The organism is Streptomyces sp. NPDC051684, assembly GCF_044453445.1.
GTDB lineage: Bacteria > Actinomycetota > Actinomycetes > Streptomycetales > Streptomycetaceae > Streptomyces.
The window spans coordinates 91,854-108,931 of record NZ_JBITCS010000005.1 but is presented as its reverse complement, the minus strand read 5'-3'; the positions used below and the strand labels follow the sequence as shown (position 1 = coordinate 108,931).

The 17,078-nt window shown below is 73.4% G+C and carries 17 protein-coding genes and 1 pseudogene; 9 read left to right on the top strand and 9 right to left on the bottom strand.

Going from position 1 to position 17,078, the window contains the following annotated elements; genetic code table 11:
• The first annotated feature begins 88 nt into the window (after window positions 1-88).
• The gene (locus ACIA8D_RS08130) at window positions 89-940 is read left to right on the top strand and encodes a fructosamine kinase family protein (RefSeq protein WP_399229850.1); all 852 of its coding nucleotides are present in this window, start codon (window positions 89-91) and stop codon (window positions 938-940) included.
• A gap of 3 nt (window positions 941-943) precedes the next feature.
• Here ACIA8D_RS08130 and asnB read toward each other — a convergent pair whose 3' ends face one another.
• Entirely contained in the window at window positions 944-2,485 is a 1,542-nt protein-coding gene (asnB, locus tag ACIA8D_RS08125) for an asparagine synthase (glutamine-hydrolyzing) (protein WP_399229848.1), read from the bottom strand.
• Between the two features lie 81 nt (window positions 2,486-2,566).
• Here asnB and ACIA8D_RS08120 point away from each other — a divergent pair, with 81 nt between their 5' ends.
• Entirely contained in the window at window positions 2,567-3,337 is a 771-nt protein-coding gene (locus ACIA8D_RS08120; protein ID WP_399229847.1) for an IclR family transcriptional regulator, read from the top strand.
• 1 nt (window position 3,338) lies between these two features.
• Here the strand turns inward: ACIA8D_RS08120 and ACIA8D_RS08115 are convergent, their stop codons facing one another.
• The gene (locus ACIA8D_RS08115; RefSeq protein WP_399229844.1) at window positions 3,339-4,124 is read right to left on the bottom strand and encodes an SAM-dependent methyltransferase; all 786 of its coding nucleotides are present in this window, start codon (window positions 4,122-4,124) and stop codon (window positions 3,339-3,341) included.
• A gap of 206 nt (window positions 4,125-4,330) precedes the next feature.
• On the opposite strand from ACIA8D_RS08115, the gene ACIA8D_RS08110 reads away from it, so the two are divergent.
• Window positions 4,331-4,795 (top strand): cupin domain-containing protein, encoded by a 465-nt coding sequence (locus tag ACIA8D_RS08110; protein ID WP_399229842.1) that lies wholly within the window; start codon window positions 4,331-4,333, stop codon window positions 4,793-4,795.
• 7 nt (window positions 4,796-4,802) lie between these two features.
• Here the strand turns inward: ACIA8D_RS08110 and ACIA8D_RS08105 are convergent, their stop codons facing one another.
• Window positions 4,803-5,759, bottom strand: a complete 957-nt coding sequence (locus ACIA8D_RS08105; protein WP_399229840.1) for a D-2-hydroxyacid dehydrogenase family protein — start codon at window positions 5,757-5,759, stop codon at window positions 4,803-4,805.
• Window positions 5,760-5,965: 206 nt separating this feature from the next.
• Between ACIA8D_RS08105 and ACIA8D_RS08100 the strand changes: the two genes are divergently transcribed.
• Window positions 5,966-6,826 carry a family 16 glycosylhydrolase gene (locus ACIA8D_RS08100; protein ID WP_399229838.1) on the top strand — a complete coding sequence of 287 codons (861 nt, stop codon included), beginning with the start codon at window positions 5,966-5,968 and terminating at the stop codon, window positions 6,824-6,826.
• A gap of 67 nt (window positions 6,827-6,893) precedes the next feature.
• On the opposite strand, the gene ACIA8D_RS08095 is transcribed toward ACIA8D_RS08100, so the two are convergent.
• Entirely contained in the window at window positions 6,894-7,589 is a 696-nt protein-coding gene (locus ACIA8D_RS08095) for a ribonuclease H (RefSeq protein ID WP_399229837.1), read from the bottom strand.
• A 6-nt stretch (window positions 7,590-7,595) separates the two neighbouring features.
• Window positions 7,596-7,992: pseudogene (locus ACIA8D_RS08090) on the bottom strand (nitroreductase/quinone reductase family protein).
• A 324-nt stretch (window positions 7,993-8,316) separates the two neighbouring features.
• Here ACIA8D_RS08090 and ACIA8D_RS08085 point away from each other — a divergent pair.
• The gene (locus ACIA8D_RS08085) at window positions 8,317-8,811 is read left to right on the top strand and encodes a GNAT family N-acetyltransferase (RefSeq protein ID WP_399229835.1); all 495 of its coding nucleotides are present in this window, start codon (window positions 8,317-8,319) and stop codon (window positions 8,809-8,811) included.
• Window positions 8,812-8,846: 35 nt separating this feature from the next.
• Window positions 8,847-9,674 carry an endo alpha-1,4 polygalactosaminidase gene (locus ACIA8D_RS08080; protein WP_399229833.1) on the top strand — a complete coding sequence of 276 codons (828 nt, stop codon included), beginning with the start codon at window positions 8,847-8,849 and terminating at the stop codon, window positions 9,672-9,674.
• Window positions 9,675-9,686: 12 nt separating this feature from the next.
• Here the strand turns inward: ACIA8D_RS08080 and ACIA8D_RS08075 are convergent, their stop codons facing one another.
• From ACIA8D_RS08075 to ACIA8D_RS08065, 3 genes are all read right to left on the bottom strand, one after another.
• Entirely contained in the window at window positions 9,687-11,843 is a 2,157-nt protein-coding gene (locus ACIA8D_RS08075) for a hypothetical protein (RefSeq protein WP_399229831.1), read from the bottom strand.
• 75 nt (window positions 11,844-11,918) lie between these two features.
• Window positions 11,919-13,262 carry an LCP family protein gene (locus tag ACIA8D_RS08070; RefSeq protein WP_399229829.1) on the bottom strand — a complete coding sequence of 448 codons (1,344 nt, stop codon included), beginning with the start codon at window positions 13,260-13,262 and terminating at the stop codon, window positions 11,919-11,921.
• Window positions 13,263-13,359: 97 nt separating this feature from the next.
• Window positions 13,360-14,502, bottom strand: coding sequence for a methyltransferase (locus tag ACIA8D_RS08065; protein ID WP_399229827.1), 1,143 nt, complete (start codon window positions 14,500-14,502; stop codon window positions 13,360-13,362).
• Between the two features lie 266 nt (window positions 14,503-14,768).
• Here ACIA8D_RS08065 and ACIA8D_RS08060 point away from each other — a divergent pair, with 266 nt between their 5' ends.
• The gene (locus ACIA8D_RS08060) at window positions 14,769-15,005 is read left to right on the top strand and encodes a hypothetical protein (protein ID WP_399229825.1); all 237 of its coding nucleotides are present in this window, start codon (window positions 14,769-14,771) and stop codon (window positions 15,003-15,005) included.
• A gap of 17 nt (window positions 15,006-15,022) precedes the next feature.
• Here the strand turns inward: ACIA8D_RS08060 and ACIA8D_RS08055 are convergent, their stop codons facing one another.
• Entirely contained in the window at window positions 15,023-15,964 is a 942-nt protein-coding gene (locus tag ACIA8D_RS08055) for an SDR family oxidoreductase (protein WP_399229823.1), read from the bottom strand.
• Window positions 15,965-16,132: 168 nt separating this feature from the next.
• On the opposite strand from ACIA8D_RS08055, the gene ACIA8D_RS08050 reads away from it, so the two are divergent.
• Both ACIA8D_RS08050 and ACIA8D_RS08045 read left to right on the top strand, forming a co-directional pair.
• Entirely contained in the window at window positions 16,133-16,699 is a 567-nt protein-coding gene (locus ACIA8D_RS08050; protein ID WP_399229822.1) for a rhodanese-like domain-containing protein, read from the top strand.
• Window positions 16,696-16,968: a metal-sensitive transcriptional regulator gene (locus tag ACIA8D_RS08045; RefSeq protein ID WP_399229821.1), complete on the top strand. Its 273-nt coding sequence runs from the start codon at window positions 16,696-16,698 to the stop codon at window positions 16,966-16,968. Before ACIA8D_RS08050 ends, ACIA8D_RS08045 begins: the two co-directional genes overlap by 4 nt.
• The last annotated feature ends 110 nt before the right edge of the window (window positions 16,969-17,078 follow it).

Genomic DNA, 17,078 nt, shown 5'->3' with positions numbered 1-17,078 from the left:
CCGAATCGAGCCCCGCGCCGATCAACGCAGCAGATCAGCGGGCCGTGTGTCACGTCAACGGCCGCGCGGCCGTCCTACGCTGGGAGTCATGTCGGAACCAGCAGCCGCCGCGACCCGCTTCACCGGCCGCCCGGTCACCGCCGAGCGCCGTCTCTCCTCCCACCTCGCCGAGATCACCCTCGACGACGGCCGCGTGGTCGTGGTGAAACACGCGGACAGCCCCGCCGCGGTGCGCGCGGAGGCGGCCGGACTGCGGTGGCTCGCGGCGGCCGAAGCTGTGGCGGTGCCCACGGTGCACGGCTGCGACGAGCGTTTCCTGGTCGTCGACCGGGTCGACGAGGGACGGCCGAGCCCGGACGCCGCGGTGCGGTTCGGCGCAGACCTGGCGCGGCTGCACACCTGCGGAGCCCCGGCGTTCGGCGCCGCGCCGCCCGACGGGCCGACGGACGCGTACATCGGCCTCGCCCCCATGCGCAATGTGCCGGGCGACGACTGGCCGCACTGGTACGCCGACCACCGTGTGCTGCCCTACCTGCGCACCGCCGTCGACGCCGGCAACCTCTCCCCCACCGAGGCGCGGCCGATCGAGCGAGTCTGCGAGCGACTGCCCGACCTCGCGGGTCCCGTCGAGCCGCCCGCCCGCCTCCACGGCGACCTGTGGAACGGCAACCTGCTCTGGGGCGCGGACGGCGCGGCCCGGCTCATCGACCCGGCCGCGCACGGCGGCCACCGCGAGACCGACCTGGCGATACTGCACCTCTTCGGCGCGCCACACCTGGACCGAATCCTCGACGGCTACGAACGCACAGCGCCACTCGCCGCCGACTGGCACGCCCGCATCCCGCTCCACCAGCTCTTCCCCCTCCTGGTCCACGCGGTGCTCTTCGGCCGCGGCTACGCCGAGCAGGCGGTGGCAGCGGCCCGCGGCCTGCTCGGCTAAGAGCTACGCCGTCGCGAACCGCGTCAGTACCGACTCCGGGCGGACGCCCGGCAGTGCGGCGCGGAACGTTCGGTAGTAGCCGAGTTCCTCCTTGTTGCGGAGTTCGGGGGCCCCGTCCTCGGTGGTGGCCGTCGCGAACTCCTCGTCCGTGATGCGGCTGTTCCACAGGGGGCTCAGGACGCTCTCGGCGCCGCTTCCCGTGCCGAACTGCTCCTTGCGGCGCCACAGCAGGTGCTCGGGGAGCCAGCCCGCGAAGGCGCGGCGCAGGTGGCCCTTCTCCATGCCGTCGGCCTCAAGTGCCTTGACGGGTGCGGGCAGTGACATGGCGTGTGCGATGACGTCCCGGTCGAGGAACGGGACGCGTGCCTCCAGGCCGTGGGCCATGGTGACGCGGTCGCAGCGCTGGAGGTTGAGGCCGTGCAACGCGCCTATGGTGCGGCGCAGTTCGGCGTCCAGTTCCTCGGGGGCGGCGTGTTGCTCGTGGTAGTAGCCGTAGCCGGCGAAGAGTTCGTCGGCGCCCTCTCCCGTGAGGACCGCCTTGACGTGCCGGGAGGCGAGTTCGGACAGGAACCAGTTCGGGACGGCGCTGCGGATCAGGCTGGCGTCGAAGGACTCCACGCACCCGACCACCTCGTCGAGAACCCGCGCCGCGGCCTCGGCGTCGAGCACCGCCTCGTGGTGCTCGGTGCCCAGGAACGCGGCGGCGTCCCGCGCGGCGAGCAGGTCCGGAGAGTCCTCCGTGCCGACGGCGAAGGTCTTGAGGCGGCGGCCCTGGCGGGCGTACGCGTCGGCGGCGACCGCGGCGACGAGGCTGGAGTCGAGCCCGCCGGACAGGAACACACCCACCTCGACGTCCGCCATCAGGTGGCGGCGGACGGAGTCGGCGACGGACTCGAAGGTGGCCTTCTCGACGACCTGCTCGGGCACCCCGCCCCAGGTCTCGGACACCTCGGGCACGGGCTCCGCGAAGCGGTGCAGGCCGTCCTCGGGCGTCCACCAGTGGCCGGGCGGGAAGATCTCGGCGTTGGGCTGTACGTCGGGGTCGAAGGCGCGCAGTTCCGAGGCGAAGTGCACGGCGGTGTCCGTGCGCGCCCAGTACAGGGGCTTGACGCCGATGGCGTCGCGGGCGGCGACGAACCGGCCGCCCGGTGCGGCCGCGCACAGCGCCCACATGCCGCGCAGCCGGAGCAGGCCCGCGGGCCCGTCCGTGCGCAGCACGGCGAGCGCCGCCGCCGAATCGGACGAGGAGCCGAAGGCCTCGGCGGGCAGTTCCTCGCGCAGTGTTCCGTGGTTGTAGATCTCCCCGTTGCACACGAGGGACCAGTCGTCGTCTCCGTCCGTGCCGCCGAGCGGCTGGTGTCCGCCGTCGAGGTCGACGATGGACAGGCGGCGGTGGCCGAGCCAGCTGTGGCCGCCTACCGTCCGGGTCCCGCTGTCGTCGGGTCCGCGGTGGGCGAGCCGGTCGAGCATGCCCTCCGGCGCCGCGTCGGCGCACTCGGTGTCGAGACTTCCGTGATGGCTGTGTATGGCTGCGATTCCGCACATGTGGATCGACCATAGGGCGGTGCGTGCGAATGGAACAATGCGAGTTGCTGTATACGCACGCCGCTGTGGCACGCTTGCGTCATGGCAGCGGAGAACCTGAGCAGCGTGCACCGCGCGCTGGACGTGCTGCGCGCGCTCGCGCAGGGCCCCATGGGCGTACAGGAAGTGGCCCAGGCGGTGGGCCGGGAGAAGACACAGGTGTCGCGGACCCTGAAGGTCCTGGCGCAGGAGGGGTTCCTGGAGCGGGACCCGCGCACGCTGCGCTATCGCGTCGGCTGGCAGCTGCTCGCGCTGGCCTCGTCGGCGGGCGAGGAACGCCTTTACGGGGAGGCGCCGCCGGTGCTGCGGGATCTGGTGCACCGCGTCGGGGAGCCGGCCTATCTGACGGTGCTGTCCGGGCACGGCGTCGTGACCGTACTCACCGAGCGCACCTCACGCGGCCTCCAGGCGCACGAGTGGATCGGCCGCACCTCGCCCCTGAACTGCACGTCGGCGGGGCGCGCGCTGCTGTTCGGGCTGCCGGACGACCAGGTGGCGGCGCTCCTGACGACCGAGGACGGGGCGCCGCTGCCCGGCACGGACGCGGCGCCCCGTGACACCCCCGCCGTCCTGGAGCGGCTGCGCGCGGAGCGGGTGCGCGGCTTCGCAGTGGCGGCGGAGGAGATGGAGCCGGGCCTGACCGCCGTCGCGGTCCCGGTGCACGATCACCGGGGCGACGTGGTGGCGGCCGTCAATGTCTCGGCGCCCGTGTTCCGGCTGCCGCCGGAGGCGCTGCCGCAGGTCGCGGAGGCGGTGGTCGCGGCGGCGCACCAGCTGTCGGCCCGGCTCAACGGCGCGCCGCCACTCGCGTGAGTCAGGAGATCCGGCCGACGCCCGAGTAGATGCCGGACGGCTCGGGCTCGGGTGCGGGCTCACCGCGGAACCACTCGGTGGCGGTGACCAGGCCCGGCTCGACCATGTCCAGCCCGTCGAAGAACCGCGCCACCCCTTCGTGGGTGCGGAAGCCCAGCTCGATCCCGGCCGCCGCGTACTGCGCGACGACCTTCTCGACCAGCTCGGGGAAGATGTCGCAGGAGGCGTTGGACAGCACCAGGTGGCTGCCCGGCGGCAGCTCGGACACCAGCCTGGAGACGATGCCGTACGCCTCCTCGTCGTCCGGGACGAAGTGCATCAGCGCGATCAGCGACAGGGCGATCGGCCGGTCGAAGTCCAGGACGGTGCGGGCGTGTTCGAGGATGGCGTCCGGCTCGCGGACATCGCCCTCGATGTAGTCGGTGGCACCCTCGGGGCTGCTGACGAGCAGCGCCTGGGCGTGCCGCAGCACGATCGGGTCGTTGTCGGTGTAGACGACCTTGGCGCTCGGGACGACGCGCTGCACGATCTGGTGCAGGTTCGGCGCCGTCGGGATGCCGGTGCCGATGTCCAGGTACTGGTCGACGCCCTGCCCGGCGAGCCAGGCGGCGGCGCGGTGCATGAACTCCCGGTTCTGCCGCGCCGCGTCCCGCGCCTCGGGCGGCAGCTGCTCGCCGACGGCCTCGTCGACGGGGTAGTTGTCCTTCCCGCCCAGCAACCAGTCGTAGACCCGCGCGGGGTGCGCCTGGCTGGTGTCGATACGGGGCCGGGGAGCAGGTGCCGTCATGGAGACTCTCCAACGTCGCTGTGCGGGCAGGCCAATGCGTGTGACCTGCCCGCAGTCTGCCATGCCAACTCCCGGGATTCACCACGGAGTTGCAGGTCACGGCGGGTGCGCGGGCGACAGCGCACGGTGCTCGTGCGCCCGGGGCTTCCCGGCCCCGCGCCCTCTACTCTTGACCACCCACCCATGTTCCACCCTGAGGAGCGACCGTGCGCGACTGGCAGCGCGAGCTGGATCTGGAGCCCCACGGCGAGGGCGGCCACTTCCGCCGCGTCTACACGAGCCCGCACGAGCTGTCGACGCCGCACGGCCCCCGCCCCTCGGCGACGTCGATCTACTACCTGCTCGACGAGCGCCGGCCCAGCGGTCTGCTGCACCGCAACCGCAGCGACATCCTGCACTTCCTGATCGACGGCGGCCCTCTGGAGTACGTGACGCTCACCCCGGACGGCACCCTCGACCGCGCCGTCCTCGGCCCGCACGACGAACGCTTCCTGCTGGTGCCCGGCGGCCACTGGAAGGCCTCGCACCTGCTCGGCGACGCCCGGCACGGCCTGGTCGCGGAGGTCGTCACACCGGGCTTCGACTACGCGGACCACGAGTTCGCGACGGGGGCCGTGCTGGAGGAGTTCCCGCACCTCGCACAGGAGCTGCGGGAGTTCGTCCGCGGCTGAGCCGAGGTCAGCCGAGCGTGCGCACGGGGCTCCCCGCCAGATACGCCTCGATGTCCCCGACGGCGCCCTGGAAGAAGCCCTCGTAGTTGCGGCGCGTGACATAGCCCAGGTGGGGCAGGCCGAGGAAGTTCGGGGCGGTGCGCAGGGGGTGGTCGGCCGGGAGCGGCTCGGTGTCGAAGACATCGCTGCCCGCGCCGGCGATCCAGCCCTCGCGCAGCGCCCGCAGCAGCGCCTCCTGGTCGACGATCGCGGCGCGCGAGGTGTTGACCAGGTAGGCGGTGCGGCGCATCCGGCGCAGTTCGTCGGCGCCGAGCAGGCCGCGGGTGCGCTCGCCCAGGACCAGGTGGACGGAGACGAAGTCGCTGGTGTCGAGGAGTTCTTCCTTCGAGGCGGCGAGGGTGGCACCGGCCTCCGCCGCCCGTTCGGCGGTGAGGTGCTGACTCCACGCCGTGACGTCCATGCCGAAGGCGGCGCCGACGCGCGCCACGCGTGCGCCGATCTTACCGAGGCCGAGCAGACCGAGCCGGTGGCCGTGCAGGTCGGCGCCGAGCATGGACTGCCAGGGGCCGCCGTCGCGCAGATTGCCGCCCTCGGTGAGGACACCGCGGGCGAGGCCCAGGATCAGGGCCCAGGTCAGCTCGACGGGCGGCTCGGGATTGCTGGCGGTGCCGCAGACGGTGACACCGTGCGCGGCGGCGGCGTCGAGGTCGATGGACGCGTTGCGCATGCCCGAGGTGACGAGGAGCCGCAGCTTCGGCAGCCGCGCGATCAACTCGGCGGGGAACGGGGTGCGTTCGCGCATCACGACGACGATCTCGCAGTCGCCGAGCAGCGCGACCAGCTCGTCGTGCGTGTCGACATACCGATTGAGGTACGTGACGTCGACGCGGTCCGACAGGCGGTCCCAGTCGGCCAGTTCACGGGCGACGCCCTGGTAGTCGTCGAGTACCGCGCACCGCAACATGCTCACATCACCCCTGGCTCGAAGATCGTCGGTAAACCCTAACCGGGAACTCTGGTACGGACTTTCGCGCAGTCCCTTGACGCCCCTTGGCCCCACCCCTTAAATCAACTCTTGAACGGAACACATCAAGCGCAGCGTTCCTGCCTTCACTTTCTGGCGTGCCGCGGGACGGCACGACCCCCCTACCCGAAGTGATGTGATGCCCCATGCGCAGTTCACTCCGCCCGCTGAGCCGCAGACTCCCGCTGGGCGCGGCAGCCCTGCTGTGCGTCGCCGCGGCGTTCGTTCCCACGGCGAACGCCGCCGACGCCGACGGCGACGCGCACACCACGGCGGTCACCTTCTCCGACGACTTCGACGGGCCCGCCGGCTCGGCGGTCGACGGTGCGAAGTGGCAGACCGAGACCGGAGACAACGTCAACAACCACGAGCGGCAGTTCTACACGGCGGGCAACAACAACGCCGCACTCGACGGCCAGGGCAACCTCGTCATCACGGCCCGCAAGGAGAATCCCTCCAACTACCAGTGCTGGTACGGGACATGCCAGTACACGTCGGCGCGCCTCAACACGTCGGGGAAGTTCGAGACGACGCACGGCCACGTCGAGGCCCGCATGAAGATCCCGCGCGGGCAGGGCATCTGGCCCGCGTTCTGGATGCTGGGCAGTGACATCGGTTCGGCCGGCTGGCCCAACTGCGGCGAGATCGACATCATGGAGAACGTGGGCTTCGAGCCCTCGACGGTCCACGGAACCATCCACGGCCCCGGCTACTCCGGTTCCGGCGGGATCGGTGCGGGCTACTCCCTGCCCGGCGGCGCGGCCTTCGCGGACGCCTTCCACACGTTCGCGGTGGACTGGACGCCCAACAAGATCACTTGGTCCGTGGACGGGACGGTGTACCAGACCCGGACGCCCGCCGACGTGGGCGGCAACCAGTGGGTCTTCGAGAAGCCGTTCTTCCTGATCCTCAACCTCGCCGTGGGCGGCGACTGGCCGGGCGACCCGGATTCCGGCACGCAGTTCCCGCAGCAGCTGGTCGTGGACTACGTACGGGTCAGCACCTGACCACGTAGGACATGCGGAGGGGCCCGGCGCGAGCTGCGCCGGGCCCCTCCTCGTGTGTCGGTGTCGCTCAGGCCGACGTGCGGCACTCCGGATGACCCCAGCCGTCGGGGTTCTTGGCGATGTCCTCGCCCTGGGCGTACGAGCGACCGCAGCGGCAGCGGCCGGGGAACTTCGCCTTGAGGGTGCGCGAGGAGGAGCCGGACGCGGTCCGCTTGCCGCCGGACGCCGCCTTCGCGCGCGGCGGCTTGGCCGAGGAGGGGCCGGACGGCGGCGGCTCGGGCGAGCCGAGCGCGCTGCCCGCGTCCTGCTGGGCGACGGCGGCCTGGCTGGCGGCGCGGTCCGCGAAGTCGTTCAGCGGGTCGCCGTCGACCTGGTGCGCGGGCACGTACTTGAACTCGACCGCGCGGCCCTCGAGCAGCGCGTCGATCCGCTGCACCAGCTCCTGGTTGGCGACGGGCTTGCCCGCCGACGTCTTCCAGCCCTTGCGCTTCCAGCCGGGCAGCCAGGTGGTGACCGCCTTCATCGCGTACTGCGAGTCCATCCGGACCTCGAGCGCCACATCCGCGGCGACCGTACTCAACAGCCGCTCCAGGGCGGTGAGTTCGGCGACATTGTTCGTCGCGGTGCCGAGCGCGCCGGCCTCCCACTGCACGGGCTTCTCGTCGCCGTCGGCGACGACCCAGGCCCACGCCGCGGGTCCGGGGTTTCCTTTGGACGCGCCGTCACACGCGGCGATCACACGTTCTGCCATGCCCCCGATCATGCCAGGTCAGTCGTCGAGCTCGACACATACGGTCAGCAGGTCGACGCCGAGGCCGCGGACCGCGGCGCTGTTGAGACGCGGCAGGGTCGCGAGGCGGGCGCGGGCGTCGTCCTCGGGCAGCAGGCGCGCGGTGCCGCTGTGCCAGTGGCCGCGCAGCCGGACGCGGACCCGGGGATCGGCCTGGATGTTGCGTACGTACTGGGACTTGAACCCGAACTCCGAGACCAGCCAGAAGGCCCCCTCGACGCGCCGCCCGCCGACCGGGGTGCGGCGCGCGAGCACCCGACGTGCGCCCGGTCGTCTCCAGGAGGACCTGGGACGGCAGGCGCCGGGTCACGGGGTTGGCGACGTGCCGCTGGAAGGTGGTGACGAGCCGGTGCTTGGTCTCGTGGAAGCGCGTCATGGGCGCACTCTAGGGCCCTTCTGGCGGCCAAGAAGGAAGCCCCGGCCGTGACGGGGGACCACGGCCGGGGCGGCTCTGGGTGGGACACGGATGGCGGTCGCCTCTCGGCGGAGGGCTCCGCAGGGCTTCAGCCGAACGATCTTCCCTGCGGGCGATAGGTTGGGCCCGGGGACACTGTTCCATCCGTGTCCACGTCTGGTTCAACGGACCGGGTGGCTGGGTTGTTCCCGGCGGTGCCGCGGCGGGGCGTGAGGTGTGTCACGACCGGTACCGCTCGGTGACCGTTCGAACCGTCCGTGCCGAATCCAGGCGAAAGGAACGTCGATGCCCGAGGTGCGCGCGGCGCGCGAGGACGACCACCCCGTGCTCGTCCGACGCGTCCAGGAGTGGTGGGGCGACTCGCGCACGCCGCAGGAGGCGCGCGAGTTGTCGCTGCTGCTCCCCCGCCTGTTCCTCCAGTTCTTCGCGGGCACCAGCCTGGTGGCGCGGGACGCCTCCGGTGTGCGGGCGTTCCTCGTGGGCCTGTACGCCGCCGATGACGACGCCTCCGCGTACATCCACTTCGTGGGGGTCGACCCGGCGCTGCGCGGCTCGGGTGTGGGGCGAGGTCTGTACGAGGAGTTCTTCCGCCGGGCGGAGCGGGCCGGACGCAAGGACGTGCGGGCCATCACCTCGCCGGGGAACACCGGGTCGATCGCCTTCCACCGGACGCTGGGGTTCGTGGTGGAGCCGGGCGACCGGGAGGTGGACGGGGTCGCGGTGCGTACGGACTACGACGGTCCCGGGCAGGACCGGGTGTGTTTCCGGCGCCCGTTGTGAAGGGTGGGGCGGGTCTCTCGTTCTAGGCTGCGACGATGATCTTCCGTCCGGCTTCCCGACGTCTGTCGGCCTTGTGCCTCGCCCTGACCGCCGCGTTCGCCGTGTCGTCCTGCTCGTCACCGGAGTCCGGGGGCCGCTCCCCGCGCGTCCAACGGCCGACGCCCGACGCGCGGTTCGACTACCAGATCGGCGGCGCGTACAAGCCGCCCACGGGGGTGCGGGCCGTGTCGCGGGACCGCGGGGACGCGCCCGCGCGCGGGCTCTACAACGTCTGCTACGTCAACGCGTTCCAGGCCCAGCCGGGCGCGGTGAAGTGGTGGCGGGCCCACCACGACGACCTGCTGCTGCGGAACGCCAAGGGGAAGTTGGTGGTCGACGAGGACTGGGACGAGCCGCTGTTCGACATCTCCACGAAGGCGAAGCGCGGCCGTCTGGCGAACATCGTCGGCGGCTGGATCGGCGGCTGCGCCGACGACGGCTACCAGGCCGTCGAACCGGACAACCTCGACTCCTACGAACGCTCCGACGGACTGCTCGACGCCTCCGACGCGGTCGCGTTCGCGCGGCTCCTCACGGAACGGGCGCACGGGGCCGGGCTCGCGGTCGGGCAGAAGAACACCGCGGAACTCCTACCGAAGCGCCGCGACATCGGGTTCGACTTCGCGGTGGCGGAGGAGTGCCAGGCCCACGACGAGTGCCGGGGGTACGCGTCGGCGTACGACGACCGGGTCTTCGCCGTGGAGTACCGCAAGGCCGACTTCGACCGGGCCTGCCGTGCGTGGGGCGACCGGCTCTCGATCGTGCTGCGCGACATGGACGTGCGGCCCGCCGGCACGAAGGGGTATGTGCGGCGGGCCTGTTGAGCGCCGGTGGGGTCAGGCCTTGCGGGTCGGGTCGCTGAGCGCGTCGAGCCGGCGCTTGATCGCGTCGAGGGCTCCGGGGCGGCGGCCCGGCACCTGTTCCCGCAGGGCGGTCAGACCGGCGGCGTGCCCGCGGGCCCGCTCCGGGTCCCGGACCTGCTCGAACTGGTGGTGGGCGCGGTCGACGGCCGCCTCCACGTCCTCGTCGGAGGGTGCCTCGCCGCGCGCGATCCGGGCGTGCGCCACGGCGATCCACAACTCGCAGCTGCGCCCCGGTTCATCGGCAAGGCGTGCGAGGTCGGCACGCACCTCCATCCAGTGCACGACCTGCGAGGACCGCATCCCGTGCACCCGCAGCGCCTCCCCTTCCCACGCGGCGGCGATGGACGCGGCCTCCCCGTGCCGCCCCGCCTGCACGGCGGCGAGCAACAGGGCGTGCGGGTCGGGCTCGGCGGGCTGAGCGGGCGTGGCGGCCTGGGCGGGGGCAGCGGGCTGAGCGGGCGCGGTGGTGGGCATCGGCGGGATGGCGTGCGCCGCCGGCGCGGGGGCCGGCGGGTTGGGCGGGACGGAACGCAGGGCGGCAACCGGGGGCGGGGCGACGGGGCTCGGAGCCGGGAACTGGGCCTGGGTCGAGGTCTGGGCCGGGGCTTTGCCGAGCTGGACGGTCGGGGCGGGCGCGGGGGCAGCCATCGGAGCGGGGACCTGCGCGTGACTCGGGTCCGGAGCAGGAGCCGGAGCCGGGGCCTGGGCAGGAGCCGGGGCCGGGGCCGGCGCAGGAGCGGGAGCCGGCGGAGGGGCGGAGGTCGGCGCCGGGCCGGGGCCGGAGGTCGGCGTCGGATCGGAGCCGGAGGTCGGCGCCGGATCGGGGCCGGAGGTCGGCGCCGGAAGCGGAGCCGACGTGGCTGCCGCGGCGGTCACAGGAACCGCGGGCTGAGGCGCGACCGGCCCCGAAGGCGCGGCCGGGGCCGCGATCGGGCCGGAGTTCGACGTCGCCGCCGGTACCGCGACAGGGATCGGCGTCGCCACCGGGACCGGCTCAGCACCCGACGCCGGTCGCGCGGCCGATATCGGCGCCGAAGCCGAGACGGGGGCGGGCCTCGAACCCGGCGCCGCTCCCCTGGCCGGGGCCGTGCCGGTGGCCCGGCCCAAAACTGCCGCCCTACCGGTGTCCGAAGCCTCGAGAGCCCCCGAGACGGACTCCGGCCCCGGCGTCGCCGCCCCGCCCGAAGCCGAAGGCGACGCGGGGACGGGCCCCGTACCCGGTGAGTCAGCCGAGGACATGCCAGCGGCCGAGGGACGGTCCTGACCCGAGTCCGGCACCGGGGCCGGGGCCGGACCTGCCCAGGTATCCGCTCCCCCCGCCGCCACCGGGTCCGGCCCCGGCACAGGACCAGACGGCGCCCCCGTAGCGCCAGGCGAGGTCGGCGCCGGATCGGCAACTTGAGCCACCGGAGCCGCCGGAACCGCACCCGCCCCCGCGCCGGTAGGCGCTCCCGCGGACACGTACCCCGACCCCAGCGCCACGAACAACGCCTCCGCCGGGCCCGCGTGGGCCGCCGCCGTCTCGTGGAGGTCGGGCGGGGTGGGGCGGGCGCCCGTGCGCCAGATGTCCGCGTAGGCGCGGAGGTAGGTGGGGGCGAGGGTGGTACGGCGGGGCGGGGGCGGCAGCACCCGGCCGAAGACGCTGGTGCCGTGGCCGAGGCCCAGGCCGCCCGCTCCGACGTGCTTGTAGGCCTCCGCGTCGGCGACGAGGTCGAGCACGACGCTCGTGGTGTGCGGGCGGCGCCGGGTGAGTTCGCCGGTGAGCCAGTGCCAGGGCAGCCCCGTGTAGCGCAGCGTCGACGGGGTGGTGCGGGCGAGGGCCAGGTGCAACAGGCGCTGTCGGTGGTCGAGATGGAGCTGACCGGCGACGTACAGGTGGAGCGGGCCGGGCTGCGCGGCAGCCGTGCGCAGGCGGGTGAGGACGGCCTGCGGGTCGAGCGGGTCCGCGATTTCGACGACGGACGCCGCCGCCGTGCCGGTGAGCACGCCCGGCGGCACCGCCGCGAGCGTGGGCAGCACGGAGACCGCGTCGATGAGGCCCGCCTTGCCGGCGGGCGCGGCCGCGAGGAGCAGCGCCGTGCCCGGCTCGGTGGAATGTGCCTCGTTGTTGCCTTGCGCGTTGATCACCACAGCAGAACCGTAACCGCAACACGGAGCGTCGCGCTCCCGTCACCGAACCTCAAGTGGCCCCGCAGCGGTCGGTTTTCAGCTCTTTTTGCCCGAAGAGTGCCCGCAGCGCAGCCGGTCGCCGGTGACCGGGGCGCCTTCCACCATGCTGCGGTCGTACGTCACTTGCGTCACACCGCGATCACCGCTCCCGACGGCGACGCGGAAGACCGGGCCGAATCCGGCCACGGGGCGCAGCTTCGCGCCGGGGAGCGCGGCCGCCAGGGAGGGCGCGAAGCGGGCGCGTTCAGGATCGTACGTCACGACGGTGGGGCCGCTCGGGCGGCTGCCGGGCGCGGGCGCCTCGGTCACGTCGAAGCCGCTCTCGCGCAGCCCGGCGGCGACGCGCGGGTCGTCGACGCTCACCTTGGTCTCCTGGGGAGGCATGCCGACCGGGACCGGGCCGCCGGACTTCCGGGTGGACGTCAGCGGCCGGTCCGCGCGCAGCGCCCCGAACATCCGCTTCGCCCGCTTGTCGTCCCACAGCAGCGACGAACCCCACGTGGGGTCCCGGTAGTCGAAGTTGGAGATGGGCACGGTGGCGAACTCGGTCTGCCGCGGCGTGAGGTCGCGCAGCTTCCACGCCAGGGACGTCAGGGTACGGACGTCCGTGTGGCCGTCGGTGCGTACGTGCGACATCAGCGCGCGGGCCGTACGGGCGGTCGCCATCGGGTCCTTGAAGACCTGCGCGTCGGAGAGCCGCGCCAACATGCCGAGCAGCAGCTTCTGTTGCCTGCGCACCCGTCCGAGGTCGCCGGGCGGGTTGAGGTGGCGGGCGCGGACGTAGCGCAGGGCGTGCTTGCCGTCGACATCATGGATGCCCGCGGCCAGGTCGAGTCCCGAATTCTCGTCCCGCAGCGGCCTGTCGCTGCACACCTCGGCTCCGCCGAGGTCGTCGACGGCCTCGACGAACCCGCGGAAGTCGGCCTCCATGTAGTGGTCGACGCGGAGGCCGGTGGCGCGTTCGACCGTACGGACGGTCAGGTCCCGGCCCCCGTGGGCGTACGCCCCGTTGATCTTTCCGCTGTGCGTGGGGTGGTCGTGCCGGGCGAAGCGGACGAAGGAGTCGCGCGGCAGGGAGACGACGCTGAGGCGGCGGCCGTCGGCGGCGATGTGCACGAGCATCAGCACGTCGGTGCAGCCGCACTGCTGGCCGCCGACGTGCAGCTGCTGGATCTCCTCGCGGGACATCCCGCTGCGCCGGTCGAGGCCGGCGACGAGCAGGTTGGTCCCCCTGCCCTTGACGGCCTCCTGGCCCGGGGCCGGAGCGGATCTGCCCTCCGCCGCTCCGGCCCCCGCGGGCACTGCCCCCGCGAGCGTGGTGATCAGCAGGGCGGCCGCGGCCACCGCGTGGCGGCGGCGAAGACGGGCGTGCGGGGCCATGGAGTACCTCCGTCGAGCGGATGTCGGATCGAGTACGACCTGACCCCTTTACCCCGCATTGCCCCTCTGGCCCCACCCCGCCACGCCTGATTCACCGTCATGCACGCATGGTGGCCTCCCCCGTCGGAACCAATCGCCACAGCGATGTCGTCTCCGCGGCGCGCGCGGCGTGCAGCGGATCGGTGCGGTCGCGGGAGCGCGGATGGCGCGGCCGGGTGTTGACCCGGCCCGCGACGCGCAGGCCCGCGGCGGCGCATGCGTTCGTGAGCTCGTCGCGGCCGCGCAGGCCGAGGAGTTCGGCCAGGTCCGAGAGGATCAGCCAGCCCTCGCCGCCGGGTGCGAGGCGGCCCGCGAGCCCGGTGAGGAAGCCGCGCAGCATGCGCGAGTCGGGGTCGTACACGCCTTCGTCGAGGGGTGAGGTGGGGCGCGCCGGGAGCCACGGCGGGTTGCAGACGACGAGGTTGGCGCGGCCGTGCGACGGCCAGGGTCCCGCCTCGCTCACCTCGATCCGGTCCGGGAGCCCGAGCCGGTCGACGTTGTCGCGGGCGCAGGCGAGGGCGCGCGGCGCTGCGTCCGTGGCGACGACCCGGCCGACGCCGCGCCGGGCGAGCACGGCGGCGAGCACCCCCGTGCCGGTGCCGAGGTCGAAGGCGACGCCGCCGACCGCGCCGCGGGGCAGCTCCGCCGCGCGGACCAGGTCGACGTACTCGCCCCTGACCGGGGCGAACACTCCGTAGTGCGGGTGGATGCGGTCGCCGTCGAGCGCGGCCACGGGCACGCCGGTGCGGCGCCACTCGTGCGCGCCGAGCACGCCGAGCAGTTCGCGCAGCGGCACGACGCCGGGGGTGCCGGGGGCGGGCCCGTAGGCCTCGGTGCACGCGCGACGCACGTCGGGGGCGCGGCGCAGGTCGAGGCCGTGGTCGGCGCCGAGGACGACCAGGAGCATGCCGAGGACGCGGGCGCGGTGGGCGCGGTTCCTGCGGTGCTGGTGGAAGCCGTCGACGGGCGGCAGCGCCCTCTCGACGCGGCGGCCGAGGGCGCCGAGCAGCTGTCGGGCGCCGTGGTAGTCGCCGCGCCACACCAGCGCGGTGCCTTCGCAGGCGTGCCGGTAGGCCTCCCGCGCGCGGGTCCGGTCGTCGGCGACGAGGACGCGCCGGGGCGGCCGTCCGCCGCCGAGCGCGCGCCAGGGCACGGTACGGGTGGTGTCGGTATCGGGTTCGGTCCAGGTCAGGACGGTCACCGTGGGAACTCCTCGAAGTGGAACGTGCGGGGCACGAAGCGCACTGCGGCGAGGAGCGGGAAGCGGCCCGGTGACGGTCACCGGGCGAGCGCAGGGGTCAGCGGCGGCTCAGCTCCCGCGTCGCGGTGCGCGGGCTGCGGTCGCCGAGGACCAGACCTGGAACGATGGCCGTTGTCATGGGGTGGATTCTCGCAGACCGTGCGAGCTGATCAGAAGCCTTGGGCCCTGGAGGTGCGGCGCTCCCCCGCCGCCACCAGGCTGAGGGCATGGACGGATTCGACGGATTCCCCTCAGTTGTCGTGCACGTGGGTCAGCCCGGTGGACGGCAGGTCACCATCCGCGGCGAGAGCGTGGGCGTGGCCCGCTCCGTGGCCGACGTCGCGGAGTTCCTGCGGCGCGCCGGACTCGCGGACGCGCCGCTCGACGACCCGGACGTCGTCGAGTGGCGCGGCGGCGGCAGCGGGATCTGGCCCGCCAGGGCCGTCGATCCGGACGAGGGCTGAGCGGCCGGGCGTGACCGTCAGCGGTACCCCGTGACGTCGGCGGGCTTGCCCGCGTCCTGCACCTCGACGAGGTAGCGCCAGGAGTCGGGCCTGCTGCCGTCGAGGTCGGTGAATCCGTAGATCTTGGCGAGGCCGCCGCTGGACTGGGACGTCCCGTTGAACCGGGCGACGTCCGGGTCGGCGGCGAGCGCGGCGACGGCGCGGCCGGTGTAGCGGGGCGTCTCGGAGATGGCGAAGTGCGGCTGCACCCGCACCGCGTCCTGCCAGTTCTCCTCGGTGACGTCGTAGTGACCGAGCATGATCTCCGAGCGCATCCACCCGGGGGTGAGGGCGACGGCGGTGGCCCCGCGCGGGCCGAGCTCCCGGCCGAGGGCGAACGCCATGCGCAGGACGGAGTTCTTCGCCAGGTCGTAGAAGAAGGACACGCGATAGTTCGTGCTGTTGTACTCGGCCGTGCCGTCGGTGACCTCGACGACCAGGCCACCGGGCGTGCGCAGCAGCAGTGGCAGCGCGTAGTGGCTGGTGACGGCGTGCGTCTCGACGGCCAGGCGGTGCAGCCTGAGCCCGTTGTCGAGGTCGTGCTCCCAGACGGGGGTGTCCCATTCGAAGAGGTTCTCGCCGCCCCAGATGTCGTTGACGAGGATCTCCAGGCGGCCCTGTTCGCGGTCGACGCGCTCGACGAGGGCGCGGACCTGGTCCTGTTCGAGGTGGTCGGTGGGGACGGCGATGCCGTGGCCGCCGGCGGCCGTGACGAGGTCCGCGGTGTCCTCGATGGTCTCCGGGCGGTCGTACTCGGAGCGGCGGGCGCGGGTGCTGCGGCCGGTGACGTAGACCGTGGCGCCGGCCGCGCCGAGTTCGACGGCGATGCCGCGGCCTGCGCCGCGGGTGGCGCCCGCGACCAGGGCGACCTTGCCGCGCAGGGGTTGTTCGTCGGTCGCCGGGTAGAGGTTGTCAGGCATGGGCGTCTCCCGTTGTCGTGGCCGTTCAGCTCGTTCTCACGAGCATGTCCGGGAATACCGACATCCCTTGTCCTGCTTTCGGTGGGACTTTGCCCGGCCGATCGGGTCACATACCTACGGGGGTACACGCTGATACCCTCGGGGGTATACCAGGGAGACAGGAGAGACATGAGCACCACCCTCGCCCCCGCCGAACTGCACGGCAGGGCCGCCGACGACACCCTCGTCCTCGATGTGCGCGCACCCGCCGAGTACTCGTCGGGGCACGTGCCCGGCGCCCTCAATGTGCCCGCGGACCTCATCGACGAGCTGCTGCCCGACCTGCGTGACGCGGCCGGGCGCCGCCGGATCGTCGTCGTGTGCGCGGCCGGGCAGCGCTCCGCCGCCGCCTGCGCGAAGCTCGCGGAGGCCGGCGTCGACGCCGTCGGGCTCGACGGCGGCACGCAGGCCTGGACCGCCGAGGGACTTCCGGTCGACACCGCGGCGCGCCCCGAGCGTGCCGCGTGGGCGATGGACCGCCAGGTCAGGTTCGCCGCCGGTTCGCTGGTCCTGCTCGGCCTCGCGCTCGGCCGCCGCGCCCCGAAGTGCCGGCTGCTCGCCGCGGGCATCGCCTCCGGCCTCGTCTACTCCGGCGTGAGCAACACGTGCGGCATGGCGGCGATGCTCGGCAAGCTCCCCTTCAACCGGCCCGCGCCGGGCGCCCTCGACACGGCCCGCGCGGCCCTGCGCTCATGAGCGGCACGGGCAACCCGGAGGCGATGGACGCGGTCCTGAAGCGGCTGCGCCGTGCGCAGGGGCAGTTGACCGGTGTCATCGCGATGATCGAGGCGGGCCGCGACTGCAAGGACGTGGTCACCCAGCTGGCCGCCGTCTCGCGCGCCCTCGACCGGGCCGGATTCAAGATCATCGCTTCCGGCATGCGGGACTGCATGACCGCGGCGGACGGCGAACAGCCGCCGCTCAGCGAGGAGGAGCTGGAGAAGCTGTTCCTGTCGCTGGCGTGACAGGGCCGGTCGCATGACATGGGGCGCGCCGCACCGACGAGGTGCGGCGCGCCTTGCGCTCTCCCCCGCGCGGCGCGACGTCAGGCGGCCCGCCGTGCCGGCTCGCCGTG

Excerpts from the sequence above, each read along its gene's own strand:
- asnB (WP_399229848.1), bottom strand. The coding sequence starts at position 2,485 with ATGTGCGGAATCGCAGCCATACACAGCCATCACGGAAGTCTCGACACC.
- ACIA8D_RS08120 (WP_399229847.1), top strand. The coding sequence starts at position 2,567 with ATGGCAGCGGAGAACCTGAGCAGCGTGCACCGCGCGCTGGACGTGCTG.
- ACIA8D_RS08095 (WP_399229837.1), bottom strand. The coding sequence starts at position 7,589 with ATGATCGGGGGCATGGCAGAACGTGTGATCGCCGCGTGTGACGGCGCG.
- ACIA8D_RS08050 (WP_399229822.1), top strand. The coding sequence starts at position 16,133 with ATGAGCACCACCCTCGCCCCCGCCGAACTGCACGGCAGGGCCGCCGAC.
- ACIA8D_RS08055 (WP_399229823.1), bottom strand. The coding sequence starts at position 15,964 with ATGCCTGACAACCTCTACCCGGCGACCGACGAACAACCCCTGCGCGGC.
- ACIA8D_RS08130 (WP_399229850.1), top strand. The coding sequence starts at position 89 with ATGTCGGAACCAGCAGCCGCCGCGACCCGCTTCACCGGCCGCCCGGTC.
- ACIA8D_RS08080 (WP_399229833.1), top strand. The coding sequence starts at position 8,847 with ATGATCTTCCGTCCGGCTTCCCGACGTCTGTCGGCCTTGTGCCTCGCC.
- ACIA8D_RS08100 (WP_399229838.1), top strand. The coding sequence starts at position 5,966 with ATGCGCAGTTCACTCCGCCCGCTGAGCCGCAGACTCCCGCTGGGCGCG.
- ACIA8D_RS08045 (WP_399229821.1), top strand. The coding sequence starts at position 16,696 with ATGAGCGGCACGGGCAACCCGGAGGCGATGGACGCGGTCCTGAAGCGG.
- ACIA8D_RS08105 (WP_399229840.1), bottom strand. The coding sequence starts at position 5,759 with ATGTTGCGGTGCGCGGTACTCGACGACTACCAGGGCGTCGCCCGTGAA.
- ACIA8D_RS08060 (WP_399229825.1), top strand. The coding sequence starts at position 14,769 with ATGGACGGATTCGACGGATTCCCCTCAGTTGTCGTGCACGTGGGTCAG.
- ACIA8D_RS08085 (WP_399229835.1), top strand. The coding sequence starts at position 8,317 with ATGCCCGAGGTGCGCGCGGCGCGCGAGGACGACCACCCCGTGCTCGTC.
- ACIA8D_RS08115 (WP_399229844.1), bottom strand. The coding sequence starts at position 4,124 with ATGACGGCACCTGCTCCCCGGCCCCGTATCGACACCAGCCAGGCGCAC.
- ACIA8D_RS08070 (WP_399229829.1), bottom strand. The coding sequence starts at position 13,262 with ATGGCCCCGCACGCCCGTCTTCGCCGCCGCCACGCGGTGGCCGCGGCC.